11 protein-coding genes are annotated in these 17279 nt (G+C 38.9%); all 11 read right to left on the bottom strand.

The window, feature by feature from the left end:
• Positions 1 to 7: 7 nt before the first annotated feature.
• Positions 8 to 235: a hypothetical protein gene (locus QM374_RS00860; protein WP_371560894.1), complete on the bottom strand. Its 228-nt coding sequence runs from the start codon at positions 233 to 235 to the stop codon at positions 8 to 10.
• 80 nt (positions 236 to 315) lie between these two features.
• Positions 316 to 735 carry a hypothetical protein gene (locus QM374_RS00855; protein ID WP_049503650.1) on the bottom strand — a complete coding sequence of 140 codons (420 nt, stop codon included), beginning with the start codon at positions 733 to 735 and terminating at the stop codon, positions 316 to 318.
• A gap of 71 nt (positions 736 to 806) precedes the next feature.
• Positions 807 to 5891 (bottom strand): SspB-related isopeptide-forming adhesin, encoded by a 5085-nt coding sequence (locus tag QM374_RS00850; RefSeq protein ID WP_414310614.1) that lies wholly within the window; start codon positions 5889 to 5891, stop codon positions 807 to 809.
• A 16-nt stretch (positions 5892 to 5907) separates the two neighbouring features.
• On the bottom strand, positions 5908 to 8103 hold the full coding sequence (locus QM374_RS00845; RefSeq protein WP_414310613.1) for a MucBP domain-containing protein: 2196 nt from the start codon (positions 8101 to 8103) through the stop codon (positions 5908 to 5910).
• A 135-nt stretch (positions 8104 to 8238) separates the two neighbouring features.
• Positions 8239 to 10824: an SEC10/PgrA surface exclusion domain-containing protein gene (locus QM374_RS00840; protein ID WP_414310612.1), complete on the bottom strand. Its 2586-nt coding sequence runs from the start codon at positions 10822 to 10824 to the stop codon at positions 8239 to 8241.
• Between the two features lie 253 nt (positions 10825 to 11077).
• Positions 11078 to 11395, bottom strand: a complete 318-nt coding sequence (locus tag QM374_RS00835) for a hypothetical protein (protein WP_049509453.1) — start codon at positions 11393 to 11395, stop codon at positions 11078 to 11080.
• 338 nt (positions 11396 to 11733) lie between these two features.
• The gene (locus QM374_RS00830) at positions 11734 to 12858 is read right to left on the bottom strand and encodes a replication initiator protein A (RefSeq protein ID WP_371559545.1); all 1125 of its coding nucleotides are present in this window, start codon (positions 12856 to 12858) and stop codon (positions 11734 to 11736) included.
• Positions 12858 to 12980: a hypothetical protein gene (locus QM374_RS00825; protein ID WP_414310611.1), complete on the bottom strand. Its 123-nt coding sequence runs from the start codon at positions 12978 to 12980 to the stop codon at positions 12858 to 12860. Before QM374_RS00825 ends, QM374_RS00830 begins: the two co-directional genes overlap by 1 nt.
• 409 nt (positions 12981 to 13389) lie before the next feature.
• Positions 13390 to 14664 (bottom strand): FtsQ-type POTRA domain-containing protein, encoded by a 1275-nt coding sequence (locus tag QM374_RS00820; RefSeq protein ID WP_414310610.1) that lies wholly within the window; start codon positions 14662 to 14664, stop codon positions 13390 to 13392.
• A 9-nt stretch (positions 14665 to 14673) separates the two neighbouring features.
• On the bottom strand, positions 14674 to 15732 hold the full coding sequence (locus QM374_RS00815; protein WP_414310609.1) for a UDP-N-acetylglucosamine--N-acetylmuramyl-(pentapeptide) pyrophosphoryl-undecaprenol N-acetylglucosamine transferase: 1059 nt from the start codon (positions 15730 to 15732) through the stop codon (positions 14674 to 14676).
• A 1-nt stretch (position 15733) separates the two neighbouring features.
• Entirely contained in the window at positions 15734 to 17086 is a 1353-nt protein-coding gene (gene murD, locus QM374_RS00810) for a UDP-N-acetylmuramoyl-L-alanine--D-glutamate ligase (RefSeq protein ID WP_414310608.1), read from the bottom strand.
• Between the last annotated feature and the right edge of the window lie 193 nt (positions 17087 to 17279).

Here is a 17279-nt window from a genome sequence, read left to right as displayed (position 1 = left end):
GCTACTCCTAAAATTTTATTAGAGATAGTGCTGCAACGATAGCGGCTGAAATTCCCGCAGAAGATATGGCCAGAAATGCACCATGAGTCATAGAATCAGAACCTTCATCTTTCCTTTGCTTATCATGATTCTTTCTTCCTTGGAGAAAGTCATATGAACCATTCCAGATCCAAATAAGACCTGTAACTGTTCCGAGTGCACCTAGACCAGTAATAATTTTTGTAATGAGTTCCATTTTGTTTTACCTCTTTTAATTTTATTTTTATAACAAAAGGCACTGCAGAGATTTCTACAGTGCCAAACACAATACTATTTTTATAATTCTTCAAATTCTTCACGATAAATCGTCCGAACAGTAGCTACTAGAATACTGAGGCCAATAATAATTGGAACTTCAAAATTCGGATATGGGAAAAATAACCCTCCTCCTTTTGGAGCATCAACCACTTGACCAGCAGTAATAAGTGAATCATGGGACATTCCTAAAATATGCGGTGTATACCATCCAAAAATATTATCAATTATGTTTTCGCTTGGGAAATTGAATAGATGATGAATGATTGCCATTCCCCCAATCAATACGATTGTTATACATATTTTAGCTATAACCCAAAGAATAAACATACCAATAGTGGATTTTACAACATTAATACACCAAAGAACGATATAAAAGGGAGCTGTAAAAATCCTAATGATAGCTACCCACAGCCAGGAAAAATCATTCCCAAATTTCATTATCCTACTCCTCCACGACTTACCGTTATTATACCATAAAAATAGCTTATTTCAAAGGTTCCTAGAGTATTCTAAGCCTCTTTTTTCTTGCGCTTGCTGTAAAGCAAGCCTGTAGCAACACTTCCCATTGCTAGAGCAGCTAATAGTAAATCTGCAGAATCCTTCTCCCCTGTTGAAGGCAAGCTTCGTTCTGGCTGAGTTACTGGTTGTTGCGGATGTTCTTCAGGAGTTTTTGGCTCTGGTTTTGGTTCCGGTTTTGGCTCTGGCTTTGGTTCCGGTTTTGGCTCTGGCTTTGGTTCCGGTTTTGGCTCTTCATTTTTCGGTTCTTCCGGTTTTGGTTCTTCTGGAGTATGAGTCACAACCGTATTGGAAACAACTTCCACACCATTAACCGTATGATAGTAAGTATTTTCTACTGTTCCTGACTGAATACGTGTCATTTGTAGATATACTTCTGCTTGAAACTCTGATGTCTCTAAAATTGACTTCAAGAAAGTATCATCAAAGCTAATATCTACTTTACCTTTAGCCTTGTCTACTACTTGACTTGTAAACTTAGTTAATTCATCACCAGCTTTGAATTTTTGACCATCACTTGTTTCAAAATCTACAGCCGCAAACACTTGATAAACACTCTGATAATCATCATGTGTTTCATCGTAATCATCGCTAAATTTATACTCAAACAACTGTTCTGAGCGATCTTTTGGAATCAAGGAACCAACTAATTTATAATTAAATGTTTGATTCATCTTGACCTCTTTTCCATCTAAACTTTCCTTGCTTAAATGGTCGATCACTACATCTTTCTTCGGTTCAATCTTTGGAACATTATTGACTACTGTTTCAGTTACATAGGCCATTCCAAAATCAATTTGGTAGGCTGTATTCTCATACTTACCACCTGTTTGACCCAATTCCTTCTTAACAGTCATTGGATTAGTAATCGTCAGAACTTCTCCAGTTTGAACGTAGGTCTTGTAGAATTCCTCTGGATTCTCTGCCTCAAATACTTGAATCGCTCCTTTCGGAGTGAAATTGCTAGACTTCAAGGCTTCTTGTACACCTGATGGGGCTTTTTCTAGACTTTCATAAAGAGCCATTTTCAAACCTTTAACCACTTGACCTTTAGAATCAGTCACTTGAACACCATCTTGATTGATTGTAACAGCTTCTTCTGGATAATCATCAACGATATAGAAGCCTTTACCAATACGTTCTTTATCTACTTCAATGCCCTTGTATTGGCTATAATCTGCAGTTACCTTGTAGTAGTTGACTGAGCCTGCCAAGACCTGTTTACCACCGATGTTCACACCTGCCTTGTTCAGATTCTTCTTACCTGGTTTCGCAGTAGGAACATTGTTCTCTACCTTATCGGTCTGGTAGCCACTACCGAAGTCTAATTGATAAGCTGTATTCTCATACTTACCACCTGTTTGACCCAATTCCTTCTTAACAGTCATTGGATTGGTAATGGTCAGAACTTCTCCAGCTTGCACGTAGGTCTTGTAGAACTCCTCTGGATTCTCTGCCTCGAATACTTGAATCGACCCTTTCGGTGTGAAATGGCTAGACTTCAAGGCTTCTTGGACACCTGATGGTGCCTTAGCCAGACTCTCATAAAGAGCCATTTTCAACCCTTTAACCACTTGCCCTTTAGAATCGGTTACTTGAACACCGTCTTGATTGATCGTAACAGCTTCTTCTGGGTAATCATCAACGATATAGAACCCTTTGGCAATACGGTCTTTATCTGCTTCAATGCCCTTGTATTGGCTATAATCTGCCGTTACCTTGTAGTAGTTGACTGAGCCTGCCAAGACCTGTTTACCACCGATGTTCACACCTGCCTTGTTCAGATTCTTCTTACCTGGTTTCGCAGTAGGAACATTGTTCTCTACCTTATCGGTCTGGTAGCCACTACCGAAGTCTAATTGATAAGCTGTATTCTCATACTTACCACCTGTTTGGCCTAATTCTTTCTTAACAGTCATTGGATTGGTAATCGTCAGAACTTCTCCAGCTTGCACGTAGGTCTTGTAGAACTCCTCTGGATTCTCTGCCTCAAATACTTGAATCGCTCCTTTCGGAGTGAAATTGCTAGACTTCAAGGCTTCTTGTACACCTGATGGGGCTTTTTCTAGACTTTCATAAAGAGCCATTTTCAAACCTTTAACCACTTGACCTTTAGAATCAGTCACTTGAACACCATCTTGATTGATCGTAACAGCTTCTTCTGGATAATCATCAACAATGTAGAAGCCTTTACCAATACGATCTTTATCTACTTCAATGCCCTTGTATTGGCTATAATCTGCAGTTACCTTGTAGTAGTTTACAGATCCTGCCAAGACTTGTTTCCCATCGATGTCAACACCCGCCTTGTTCAGATTTTTCTTGGTTGGTTTAACAGTAGGAACATTATTTACAACTGTATCAGTTTGATATCCGTTACCGAAATCAACTTGGTAAGCCGTATTCTCAAAAGATTTTCCTGTATTTCGTAGTTCTTCCTTAGTTACCATTGGATCAATAATTGTAACTGATTTTCCTGATTTAATATACTGGTTAAAGTAGGCTTCTGGATCATCCACTAAAAATACTTGGAAAGCTCCCTTAGGCTTAATTGCAGAACTATCTAGAAAGGCTTTAACTTTATCATTATCAACAGCTTCAATAGAATCGTACTGATACACTGAAATACCAGAAACTTCTTTTCCTTCGCTATCAATATAACGAATATCTGATTGATTGATAGTCACTGCCTCTTCTGGATAATCATCAATTGCACCAAAGCCTTTTAGAATAGCATTTGGATCTGCCTTTATTCCCTTATACTGATCATAATCCAAGGTTATATGATAGTAATTTGTTGAACCAGCTAGAACTGTTTTACCATCAATGATAACACCATCCTTATTATGATTGTGTTTGAGAGGCTTGATTAAGTTGTTATTTGGATTGTCAGGATCATTCGGTTTACCAGGTGTTGAAACCTGAACAATATTTGAATAACTTTCGTACTTATTGTTGATCTTTAATTCGAAGTTATTCTTATAAGTTGCCCCATCATTCGTAACCTTACCTACTAAAATTGGAGCTGGAACTAGCACTTCTTTACTTAAATCTTGATTAAGCTTAGATTTCAAACTTTCTAAGCCTTTCATGCGAACAACATGGCTCGATTCGTCATAAGTTAATTCAAAATCTGAACTAGCCTTCTTTGAAGATTCTACATCTAGTACAAAACCTGAAGGTAATGCATCTACAATTTCAAAGTCTGTAATAGCTTCACGATTAGCTGGAAGAGGCTTAGTTGTTAATTCCCACTGTACTGTTGAAAGCTTAGGTACATAGCTTTTATCAATAGATTCACCTGCAGAATTCTTTACAAACTTCTCTAGGTCAGGCACTGCTTGGAGACGGGCATATCTAACTCTAACAGTTGGAGCTAGCAACGAAGACGGGATCTCTTTTTCCTTTGGCTCCTCAGGTTTTGGTGGTAGTGCTTCCTCAACTTTCCCTTTTGGAGAACTTGGTAGAGGAGTTTCCTTTTCGTATGTTACGGCAGCAGGTTTTGGCACGAAAGAAACCTTCTTCAATTCCGCACCAGAACCCAGAATTGTAAATACAACATTTTGACCATTTCCTCTCGCATTCTCCGCATCCCACTCAGCTGCTGTTCTTCCCTCTCTAGATCCTGGAGAGGAAGTGTGGAGATAAGTTAGGCTAGATCCATACCCTACTGAAGCAAATGAACCTCTAGGAATATCTGAAGCATCATTTACACCTTCTTCAACTCCTCTCATAACTCGGCCATCAAAATTCAAACCAGACCCACTCGGATTAATCACCATTCCACGACCAGATGAACCATAACTCAAATTTGAGCCTTGACCCCAATCGACATCTGAAATCACAGTTCCGATTAATAGAGAAGCTGGTGTTGTCGTTCCTTCAATATAAAAATCAAAAACCATTTCCAAACGGGTATGATTATTATAGACAAAATAGAAACTTCCTCCATCACCACTCTTTAGATAAATATCTGGATCTGTTACAGGAACACCATTTCGAACTTCGCCTAGGTAGTCACCTAAATCAGAAACTCTGACTTTGGCCGTTACCTTTCTACCATCCGTAAGAGTTCCAATATTGTGAATATAAAATGTATCTCCGACTTTTGGAGCTTTAATTACATCGTAAGCTCCTGTAACATCTTTGCCAACCTGAGTTCCTTCAGTCCCTGTTACATAAGTATCTGCATGATAGCCTAAAAATCCGTCCATGCTCTCTACTGGGAGATCATCATCTGGTACTACTGTAAAGTCACCATAATACTCCATCCCTCGACCAGATGAGTTAAAGCCTCCATATACTTTGAAACCTGTATCTGATCCGAATAAAGGCTTACTTGTTTGAATTGCCTCTTTCTCAGCTTTAACAGTGGCTAGCTTATTTTTATAATCTGTCAAAGAAGTTTCATAAGCTTCTTTCTTAGCTGCGTTTCGTTTTCGGATTTCTGCATTTTCTTGATTGATACGATCAATTTCTGCCTGATTAGCCTGCTGATTTTTTTCATTCTCTTCACGGATTTTCGAATTATTCTGATTGATACGCTCAACTTCAGATTGATAAGAAGCTAAATCCTTTTGATATTGTTCTTTCTTTGCAGCATTCTCTTCTTGGATTTTCTTACGTTCCGCTTGATTCTGTTTTTTATCTTCGAGATATTTTTCAGTAGTTTTCGCAATACTATCCGCTTGTGTTCGATAATCGCTTTCGACTTCCTTTTGCTTTTGATCCAACTCAGAAGCCGAACTCGCTGTACCTTTATCTACTACAGAATCAAATTCTACATTCACCCCAGCTTCCTGTGCCTTTTTAACAGTTTCATCTAAACCTGAATGTGAAATAGAAACTTCTAATGAACCTGTTTTTTCTTCACTCTTCCCTTGGTTATCTGTAGAAATACTACTTGGATTCGTCTGTGCATAGGGAGCATTTGTGGCTGGATTTTCAGTTCGTTCATCTGCTCTGACCGGACTAGTCATCAAGCCCAAGGCAGCTAGACCAAGAATTACTCCACACGTTCCCCATCGTCTTGTTTTTCGGATTGAACCGATTGCTTGTGTCTCGTTATTAAATTTCATTCATTCTCCTTTTCTATTATCCATTCAATACATCCTTTACAGCACTAGTTTTAGGAAGTTTTTTAGGTTCTTCCTTCTTGGGCTCAGCAGCTTTTTCTTCTTTCTTTGGCTCAGCCGGTTTCTCTTTTTCTTTATAAACAAACTTAAGTGTCTGTTTATCCGAAGAAACCTTCCCTTCCAACTCTTCTGGAACTGCCTTCAAAACATAAGTTGTATCTTTAACTGTAATTTCTGTTTCAACATCACGATCAAATTTCCAGTCTTTTCCTACAAGCTCTCCAGCTTTGGAAATAACTTCAGAATTCTTGATTTCCTCGCCCTTTTCGTTGACAAAGATAGCTTTAACTTCCTCGCCTTTTTCATGTGCCAAGTAAGTCAGCAAAAGGTCATTTTCAGCAAACTTCCCTTTCTCTTCGCCTTCTTTAAGGGTAACTTCAAATCCATCAACAGTCGGAGCTTTGATATCATAATCATCCCCAGAGAATCCCTTAGCTACAAGAATATCCTGATCAATCTGCTCATTCGTTAAAGCATTCAGAACCTTGATAGTTAGAGAATAAACCTTTTTATCTGCTGGTTTCTTTTCATACAGATAATGTAGTTTAACAGTATCCTTAGTAACTTTTCCAGAAGATTCTTTAGGCTCACCAGTCAATACATAGGTTTCACCATCAACGGTCAATTCCTTCTTAACTTCAGTTGCCTTCCATTCACTACCAATCTCTTTACCAGCTTCGACAATTGTGATATCGCTTTGCCCAGGAATTTCTTTTCCGTCTGCTGTTCGGAAATCAGCAGTAACAGCTCCACCTTCGTTTTTGATAGAGTCAGTTTTCTTAGCCACTTCTTTTCCATCTAGTGACACTGTACCTGTTGCAGTACCTTCTCCAGTAAAGCTATAAACGATTGAGTAATCACCATCAGGTAGTTTTTCTGAAAAATCAACCTTCCCATCTTTGACCGGTAATTCTTTATTGACTTTACCACCTTTTAACAAAGCCTTAGTGATTTTTATTCCATCTCCACCGATGGCAACTTGAGCTGTTTGATCTGCGCCCTTAGAGGTTTGTACTTTAACAGTCGCAGTTTCCATGAACTGTTTGATAACTTCAGCATCAACTGTTTTAGGGTCTTTACCTGTCATGTCATAAATGTTAGGGTGACCTAACTCCTTCATTTGTTCGATTGAACGCATAGAGTTAGTGTCGTTATCCGTAACTTGGTTACGGTTGACAACTGACATGAATGTTTTAGCACGTTTCTTAGCCCACTCAGCAAAAGACTTGTCCATTTCTTCAGGTTTACCTTTATCCATCCAACCATCAGTGTACTGGATAACAGATACAGTATCAGAAGATTTAGTAATTTTTTCAACAATCTCTTCAAATGGAACAACAACATCTACAGACTCATCTAGGTAACGGTGTGAACCTAGAGCATTTGCTAAAGCAGCAAAATAAGCACCATACTCGTGAATTTCAGAATCTTTTTCTGTTGGAGCCTTAATCTTCAACAGATTATCAATGATTTCAAGCGCTTCTTGCTTCGTCAAGAGAGTTGAAGATATGCCCACAGTGTCTTTAATTTCTTTTTTTGTGCTCGCATGATATGAACTCTGTCCGTAATTATCCGCATAAAGTTGAAGAATGTGACGACTTTGAGGGTTTTTATTTTCTTCAATAATCTTCTTACTTAGGAGTAAGGAATCCTTTACTTTACCCGCATTAGAAGAAGAATAGTCATAAACATGATCCGTAATAAGAGGATCAATTTCATTTGTTGTGCTAGTATTTGTAGGAGCTTTTGTCTTAAACTGTAGCTCACTAGAGCCTGTTTTATCTTCACCAGTTACCACTGTATTTTCAGTAGTTTTTAGTTCTGGAGAAAAATCAGGTTGTTTAGGATCAACTGGTTCTGGATTAGGATTTTTAACCTTAGGTGCATCTTTCTTGACCTTTTCAATTTCAATTTTGGTCTTTTCCAAATCCTTGAATTTGTCGGATTTATTATTGTTAACCTGTTTTTCGTCACCCCCAGAGGATTCTGTATCCTTCTGCTCTGTTTTTTCAGTCGTAGCTGATTTTACTGAAGATTCACTTTTGGATTCATCTGCTTGAGCTATTGCCGAACCGACAAACCCAACTGCAATGAGTCCTAGTGCTACAGAACATAGACGTTTTCCGTATTTTCTATAGCTAAATGTTTTTTTCATAGTATCGCCTTTCTAAATGTTCATTGGAATATTTTCTAACGGATATAATTGATGGATCTCTTGCTCTAAAATATACAATTATCATTTTTCCTCCAACCAAAAAGTCACCAAGAAACCTTGATGACTTTAATGAATTTAATTTTCCTTAGATTCTCGTTTGATTTTCAACAGACTTAAAAGTGAAACAGTTACCATTCCCAATAACCAGAGACTAGAAGATTTTTCTCCCGTCTTAGGTAATTCGTATGTTGCAGCAGGTGCTTGATAGACTGGATCTTTAACTTTTGCCACTTGTTCATGTACATACTTCGCAGTCTTACCATTTTGAACTACTGGAGTAGAATGAGTTCCTTCTTGTTCAATACTTGCTTTTTGAACAGTCAACTCTTTTTGATGCCCAATTTCTTGCTGTGCTTCCAGATAATCACGATAAGCCGACAACAACTCTTCATGAGCCTCTAATACCTTTCTTTGTTCTGCTTTTGCAGTTTCTAGTTTTGCTATTGCTAACTCAAGAACTGATTTCTTTTCTTTCAAAATTTCTTGAGCAGCTTCAAGATTAACTTTTGCCTTTTCTAAGAGTTGTGGGGCATTCTTCAAAACTTCCACTCGCTCTTTTGAGGCTTTCAAGGCTTCAGTTGATTCTAAAAGTAAGGCTTGACGATTGAGAACAAGTTCTTTAATTCGAGCAAGTTCACCTTGTTTAGCAATCAATACCTCTTTCTCAGCAGTCAAAGCTTCATTCAGTGATTTCCATTCAGTTTGTTTTTCAGTTAGTTTATCTTTAGCTAACGCAAGTGCTTCACGTTTGTTTTGTACGTCTGCATTCAACTGTTCCAAAGCCTCTTGCGCTTGTTTGTTTTCTAAACTAGCTTTTTCAAGGTTTGCTTCCGCCTGCTTTAACTTAGCTTCTGCTTCAGGGGTTTTTAAAGCAATATTCTGAATATCATTACGATTAGTCACTGCATTTTGCGCAGTAACTTCTGCTTGAGTATATTCTGTCTGTGCTTGTTCTTTTTTAGCTTGTGCATCCTTACGATTCGTTTCCGCAGTATCATAAGTATCCTGAGCCTGTGCTACGGAGTTTCTAGCTAGTTGAATTCTTTCCTGAAGACTAGCTAGATTGTTCTTAGTATCAATTTTAACTTCTTGATGGAAACCATTTTTCAGCAAATCAATTGTTTTAGAATCTGTTCCAACATAGTGCATCGCAACCAAACCAAGATCTGTCTTTCGGGTTGCTACACCGATATATTGAAGCGTGACTGACTTACGATCAAGCCCTGAAAAGTTTAAAGCATGGCCCCAATCAGCGTGCTTATCATAAAACAACATCATAACCATGTTGTTGTATGCCTGTTGTTTCAGATCAGCTAATGTGACTACATCATCTGCATTTTGAAAGCCAATATTTTCAGCAAGCAGACCTTGATTCCCCTGATTCAAACCAACTTCTTTCGCAACAGTGTTCAAAGCATCTAGGTCATGCCCGTACTGATTAGTTGATAGCTGAGTTACCTTCTGTGCCACTTTCTGCATATCTCGATTCACTAAAACTGGAATATCATCTGTTCCCATCAATTGACGGAAATCATTAATCAAATGTGCATTGAAAATGGCAAGTTCATCTTGAACTTCAGCAGATAAATGATTGACATCAGCAATCACAGTCTTTTTATCTGCTTCACTCTGCTTAAATGGAGAAGTTGGATTACTGTAATAAGTCTCACCACCATCTGGTGAGCTAAATCCAGCAGCAGTCATACCTCTCTTGGCAATTTCTTGTAACTTATTTGAATTTTCTTCAGTGGGATTATTGAAGTAAGCCTTTAATGCTTCTACATAGCCAGCAGGATAAGTGATCGAAGTCGTTGTCAAACTGTCCAGGACACTTTGAGCCGTAGATAGATTCTCTTTAGCTACTTGATACTGATTTTCAGCGTTAGTAGCTTGAGTGGTTGCTTGATCTAGTTCCTGCGCTTTCACCAACCTAGTTGCTTCTGTACTCGTTACCTCTTCTTCTGCCTGTTTCAACTTAGAAGCACGTTGTTCATCTGCTTTTTTAGCAAGTTCTAAATCTTGTCGAGCTTGTGATTCAGTTTTTTCGCTCATTTCCAAGTTTCGCTCAGCAGCTTCAGCATTAGCAACAATACCCGCAACTCCAGTTCCGTCTAGAATCGCTTGTTTTTCAGCTACAATTTGTTCTGCATCTGTAACCTCTTTTGTTTTGTCATCAAGCTTTCTCGTAGCTTTTTTGACATTTGCTTCCTGATCAGTAACATTCTTTTCAGCTAGCTTTTGTTGCTCTTCAGCAGAGGACAGTTCTTTTTGAGCTTTCTTCTCAGCAACCTCTTTTTCAGAAACATCTTCTTTTGCATCCTGGATATTTTTAGGAGTAGCTTCCTGGACAAGTTTCTTCGCTTGAGTAACAGCTTCTGTAGCTTCTTCAACTCCTTTCTCAGCATCGTTCACCTCATTTTGAGCTGTGTTTACAATCTCCTCCTGTTTTTTTACAACTGTGTTTGTCTGATCCACATTTGCTTGGGAGATAGCAACATCAGTTTCTGTAACTGTTTTTTTAGTTGCTGTCTTCTGTTGGCTCCCTAAAATTGGCTCTGTAGGTTTTAATTCTTCTGCGGAAGCTTGAGTCGTTGCTCCAACAGCCGCCGTTGCGATTGCGCCAGCCAATAAAACTTTCTTAACTTCATTCATCATTTCCATTTGATTTCTCCTTTTTGATATTACTTAAAACAATGCTTATTTGAATAGTCTTTTAGTTCTCGTGAGATTTTATCAGACAATTTATTTGGGATAAAAGTCATATATACTAGAATCCCAGAGGCTAAAAGAATAACTGTAAATATTATCTGTATAATACTCATTTCTTCACCTTTTCATAACATCACCTATCTGCTTTCAGCAACAAAGAAACAATTCCTTGCTCCCCAAAACAGATAGATGAGGACTCTATCTGTTAAATTTTACCGCTAGGTCGGTGATAACCTTTACCGGTTAGCTGTAAGATAGTTTTATTACCTTGCTTAATTCGTCTGGCAACTAAAATATCTCCACGTTTAATGGTGCGTATATCTCTATAGATTTTAGAGTATTCTGCAATCATTTCAACGGTTTGAAGTTTTCCTGCCACATATCCTTTTTTGGGAATAAGACCGTACTTACTAGTTAATTTCATTTCTTCACCACTTGCAAGCCGTGCGGTTGCATCACCTTGCAAACCTAGTCGTCTTAAGTCAGTGAGTGTTACCTCACTAGTTGATTTTATTTGATTCATATTGTCCTCCTTTTTGAATCAAAGGCTGATTTACAGCCATGCCGAGTTGATGCCGTACATCTCTACTGTGTTTTTTACGCACGATTTATAGTTTAGAAATCGCAAACTCTTTCGTCTTACGGGACAAGTCAACCGTGACTTTACATAATGCAGCCAGCTCTAGATATACTTTCTAGATACACACCGCCCCTGTTCTTCTTTTTATGCCTAGACTGCGCTAATCGGGACAGTGGGGATATTCAATTTTCAAAGAACAAGAGTAGTTTTATGACTTGCTCAGGTCAAGTATTTTACAAATATGGAACTATCTTAATTCCAGAAAGTCAACCATCTTTCTCTTAACATGTTGCGGTGTCTTTAGACAACTCAGCTAAATAGTGATTCAGTTTCGTCTCCGATAGTTTATCTGGATAATAGTGTGCAATTAGACTAGGACACTCATCAGGGAATTTTCTAGCGTACTCACTTTGTGCTGATACCTCCAGAAAACCATGTTCTTTCTCAATGAGTAAAGCCATCTTCCAAAAACGAATCATCATTTTGTAGAAGTACGCTGGAACATTCTGTATTGATTTTCCTTCAGCCTCTCCTGTTTTAATTTTGAAAATCAATTTATCAAGCTCACGTTCAAGATCCTGCAGCCAAACCTCTCCATAAATTTCCTGAGCAGCTAAGAGATTGTTGTAATTCTTCTCAACTTGGCGTTTTGCTTGATAGATTTTATTTTCAAGTGTTTTTGCATCTTTGCCAAACAAACTGAGTTTCTGAACTAGTTGAGAAGAAAGAAAACCATGTTGCCCCATTTTAAATGCTTCAGAGATTGATAAGTCAGATAAAGATGACTCGCCCTCGTATCGATTAGTATCGTATGAAGATTCTGTCTGACTCCTCTCTGTATTTATTCCGTCCGGTTCGTGGACGTTTTGAAGTCCATTTTGCGGACGTCCGTTTTTGATACTTTCGCTATTATCAAGGCTTTGGGGTACTTTTTCATAGAGAACTTTACCAAAAGCATTAACCCTCTTCAGTAACTCACCATCAGCTGAATAGTGCTCCACTATTTCTAAATTAGCATCCACTAGCTGAAGATAAAGCCTATTTGGCTTATTGAGCCCTTGCCTAACTTCTCGTAAGAGACCATGTTCTTGCAGTTCTTTCTTGATCTTAGTAACTTTCATCTTTCCCTTGTCCAATAGCAGCATTAGGTCAGAAACTGTAAAAATTAGAAAGACCGCTCCATTTTCATCAACGTAATCTCTATTTCCCTTCTGGAATGAACTGATACTTAATTTACAACGATTATAAAGAGCGCCATAAGCTAACTTAGCATCAGATGAGAGACCCGTGTAAGAACTAGTCAATTTGACATAGCCGTTCTCATTGTGTTGAATACGGGTGAAAAAGATTTCTGGAATTTGATAAAAAGTTAGAGTGGCTAGTTGATCAATCGTGATATCTGCCATTAGTAGCCTCCTACAACTTGTAATCTCAAGCCACCAGCTTCAGGAAAATAGACAAGATGAGTTTGTTCTAACTCTTCAATAGCTGCAATAGCACGGCTTTTAGTCCATCCCATTGTATTCATCAAATCTAAAATCATTACGTCTCTAGTCAACCTTGAGACCTTTGTTTGGTGTTGTTTCATAGGTAATCCTTTCTTTACTTGATTAGTCCAAAATAGTTGAATAGTGATAATAAAACTGCAAAAGCATTGATGGTGAAAATAACTAGAAAAAGCACATAGGGTTTATTTCTGTGATAAGAGCTGATAAACATGCCGTATGAAGCAATAGCAGAAATTAGATTAAATATAATCAGAATACTCATCGAGTTTTTCCTTTCTTAATTTTAGTAACGAAAAAGAGAACGAATTTCCTCGTTCTCTACATATATTTATATATTTCTTGCATTTCTCAAAACTCTAGACACTTACCTAGTATCCGAAGAACTTTAAAGCCAAGACTCACAATCAAGCCGATAGAATACTCTCAAGTTTATCGACTCTGTGATTGTTGAGTTGTTTGGTTTTGATTACCCTGTTCCTCTTGTTTTTTCTTTTCTTCTTCCAGCTTTTTCTTCTCCTCTTCTTTGGCCTTGATTCTTTCTTCCTCAAGTGCCTTATCCGCCAAACTATAACTATAGATCCCAACTTCCATATCAATACCACTTGGTACTGTCAATTGTGGTTTTATCTTACTATAATAAGGCAATTTTTTACCTAGTTCTGATAGAGGAACCAAAACTTCATCGGTATCATACATGGTAATCTTGATAAGATCACTTGTTACACTACTTGGAGCCAATTCAATCGTTTTGATCGCCTGCTTCATCTCTGGGCTGACTTCAGCCAGTTGTTCAATCAAGGTTTTGACTTGCTGCTCATCGTTAAAGAGTACGGACATATAGGTTTCTGGAAGACTGACTAGACTAACTGGACTGGTTTCCACCGTACCACTGGAAAGAATTGGATAATGGTCCTCTCCAGAAACATAATAGGCTACAATCCCGTATTCCTTGACCTGGATGGTGAAATTGGTCGGAAATTGATAGTGAATGCTAGCAGATTCAATCCAGTGATTGGACTTAATCATCTCAGCATGTTTGTCTTTATTGAGAAGCAGATCAAAGGTATAGTCACTATCACGAATCCCTGAAGCCTCTTTGATTTGGTCTGCATTGGTCTCTACCGTACCAGTAACCTGTATGTTTTTCAGAGTTGAGTATGGCGTCAAAAGATAGATGGAAAAGAACAAGACAAGCAAACTTGGGATTAGAATCGTAACAGCACGCCAAATATGAACTGCTGGAATAGAAGGTTTGGCAGCCTTTTTCTTGGGCTTAAGCTTCTTTTCTTCTACTTTTGTTTCTTCAGATGTTTCGTCCTCTTCTTCTACTTGTTCTGTCTCAGTAGTTTCCTCCTCATTCTCAGGAGAGGACTGGTCTTCTGCACTCTCCTTCTGCTCTTCAGGATTAGAATCTGAGGTCTCTTCTGCCTCAGTATCTTCAGATAAGTCTGACTCTTGTTCTTCCTTTGTCTCTTCTTCAGCCTTTTTGCGCAGATACTCTAGGTTTTTCTTCTGCCACTCTGATAAGCTAGTTTCTGCATCAGAAGTTGTTGAAACTTCCTTTTTGCCTGAATCTCTCTTGGCTTCTTCTTTAGCTAAGTTGGCCTCTTCTTCAGCCTTTTTTCGAAGATATTCTTGATTTCTTTTTTGCCACTCTGACAATTCCTTGCCTTGCGTTGGCTCTTGTTTCTTATCCTTTGACATCGATTTTCCTTATGATAGATCTTTTTTTAGTAGCGCATAAAAATCCGCCACAGATTTTAATTCATGAGAATTCTTCATCGTGTTCTGGTAGTCTTCCTTGTGGGTCAAAAGCTTGCTTACTTTTTCTTCTAAAGTAGACAAGGTCAAATCGCCCTCTTGCAACTCCTCAGCATAGCCTTTTTTCACAAAGTAAGCCGCATTTTCAATCTGATCTCCACGGCTAGCTTCACGCCCTAGAGGGACAATGACATGCAATTTAGCCATGGCAAGAAGTTCAAAAATAGTATTGGCGCCACCACGAGTGATGACTACATCAGCCATATTCATGAGCGGTTGATAGAGTTCCGTCGCATAGTCAACACGGTAGAGGTTTGAACTTAGTTCATTTAAGCTAGCATCCCCTGTTAGGTTGATGATATTATAACGACTAGTCAGCTCTTCCTTATGGTCTGTAACTAATTGGTTAAAGACACGCGCACCAGCAGAACCTCCGACGAAAAGAAGAGTTGGTAGCTTATCATTGAAAGAAGTTCGGATATCCACCATTTCTTCAGGCTCTTCCATAATTGGTCCAGAAACCTTGGTCACGGCTCCCACATGCTCTACCTTAGTGAGACTAGACGCTTGCTCAAAAGTAGAGTACATTTTAGTCGCAAATTTATAGGCAATCTTATTGGCCAAACCCATGGAGAGGTCAGACTCGTGGATGAAGACTGGTACTCTGCATACTCGCGCTGCAATAACAGGCGGAACAGATACAAATCCACCCTTAGAAAAGAGGGCTTGTGGACGAACTCGAAGCATGATAAAGAGCGATTGAAGAATTCCAAAAGCAACCTTAAAGACATCAACCATGTTTTGCCATGAGAAATAACGACGTAATTTCCCAGTTGCAATAGAATGGAAGGTCACATCTAGACCCGATTTGAGGATTTCTTGATACTCAATTCCGTTTTTGTCACCAATATAGTGGACTTCCCAGCCATCTTCGATGAACTTAGGCATTAACAAAAGGTTGAGGGTAACGTGTCCAACCGTTCCCCCACCTGTAAATACTATCTTTTTCATATTATCCCTTTAACTCCGCTACAGTGTCGATGAAAAGATCTCCACGCACTTCAAAGTTAGCATACATATCCCAGCTCGCATTGGCAGGACTGAGGAGAACAACATCTCCCTCTTCCGCAAGTTCAGAAGCCTTACGAGTTGCATCTGCAATATCAGTCGCGTCAACATAAGGCACACCAGCCTTATCCGCTGCACGTTTGACACGCTCTGCAGACTGGCCGAGGATGACCATTTTTTTCAGTCCAGTAATATCAGGAACCAACTCGTCAAACTCATTGCCACGGTCCAACCCACCAGCAATCAAGATAACCTTGCTGTTGTCAAATCCAGACAAGGCTTTTTGAGTCGCTAAGATATTGGTTGACTTACTATCATTATAAAATTTAACGCCATTGATTTGGTCTACAAACTGGAGACGGTGTTTGACTCCACCAAAGGCTGACAAGGTCTCCTTGATAGTTTCATTGTCAACGCCACGAAGTTTAGCAACAGCAATGGTTGCAAGAGCATTTTCCACATTGTGGCTACCAGGAACACCGATTTCATCAGCTGCCATGACTTTTTCACCACGGAAGTAAAGAAGACCATCTTCAAGATAAGCACCGTCAACCTTTTCAAGGGTTGAGAATGGTACTACAGTCGCATTTGTCTTTGTCGCAAGCTCTTTAGCTAATTCCTGGTTGAAGTTCAATACTAGGTAATCAGTTGCTGTCATATTGCTTTGGATATTCCACTTAGCTTCAACATAAGATTCAAAAGAACCGTGATAGTCGATATGTGTTGGCATCAGGTTCGTAATAACGGCAATTTCAGGATGGAATTCCTGGATTCCCATTAATTGGAAAGAAGAAAGTTCCATGACAAGGGTATCCTTATCTGTTGCAGTCTGAGCTACCTGGCTTGCGGGATAACCGATGTTACCTGATAAGAGGCCATTTTGCCCAGCTGCAGTCAGAACTTCTCCAATCATAGTTGTCGTCGTTGTCTTACCATTTGAACCAGTAATACCGACGATTGGTGCTTCTGAAATCAAGTAGGCCAACTCAACCTCTGTCAAGACTGGAATGCCTTTTTCTAGTGCTTTTTCAATCATAGGATTGCTATAAGGAATACCAGGGTTTTTCACCATGAGGGCAAAATCTTCATCTAATAATTCCAAAGGATGGCCACCAGTTACAACCTTGATGCCCTCTTCCAAGAGACTTTGCGCAGCTGGATTTTCCTCAAAAGGCTTGCCATCATTCACCGTTACAATGGCACCCAACTTGTCCAAGAGACGAGCTGCTGACTCACCTGATTTAGCCAAACCTAGGACTAATACTTTCTTATTTTCAAATTGATCAATTCGTTTCATATCTAGAACTCCATTTCTACTCTTACTATTTTACCATTTTTATGAAAATAAAAAAGCCACAAAGGGCGAGCCCACTGAAAAAGTCATCCAATAGATGGCTTTTTTGTTATACTAGAGATGAGGTGAAATGATGCTTGATAATCAGTTAACTATGGATGTCAGTCCTTATTCTAGTTTGTATAATATCGTGGTT

It is taken from the genome of Streptococcus infantis, assembly GCF_047465525.1.
GTDB lineage: Bacteria > Bacillota > Bacilli > Lactobacillales > Streptococcaceae > Streptococcus > Streptococcus infantis_R.
Note: the sequence above shows the minus strand (reverse complement) of the source record. Positions and strands in the feature narration are given on the sequence as shown.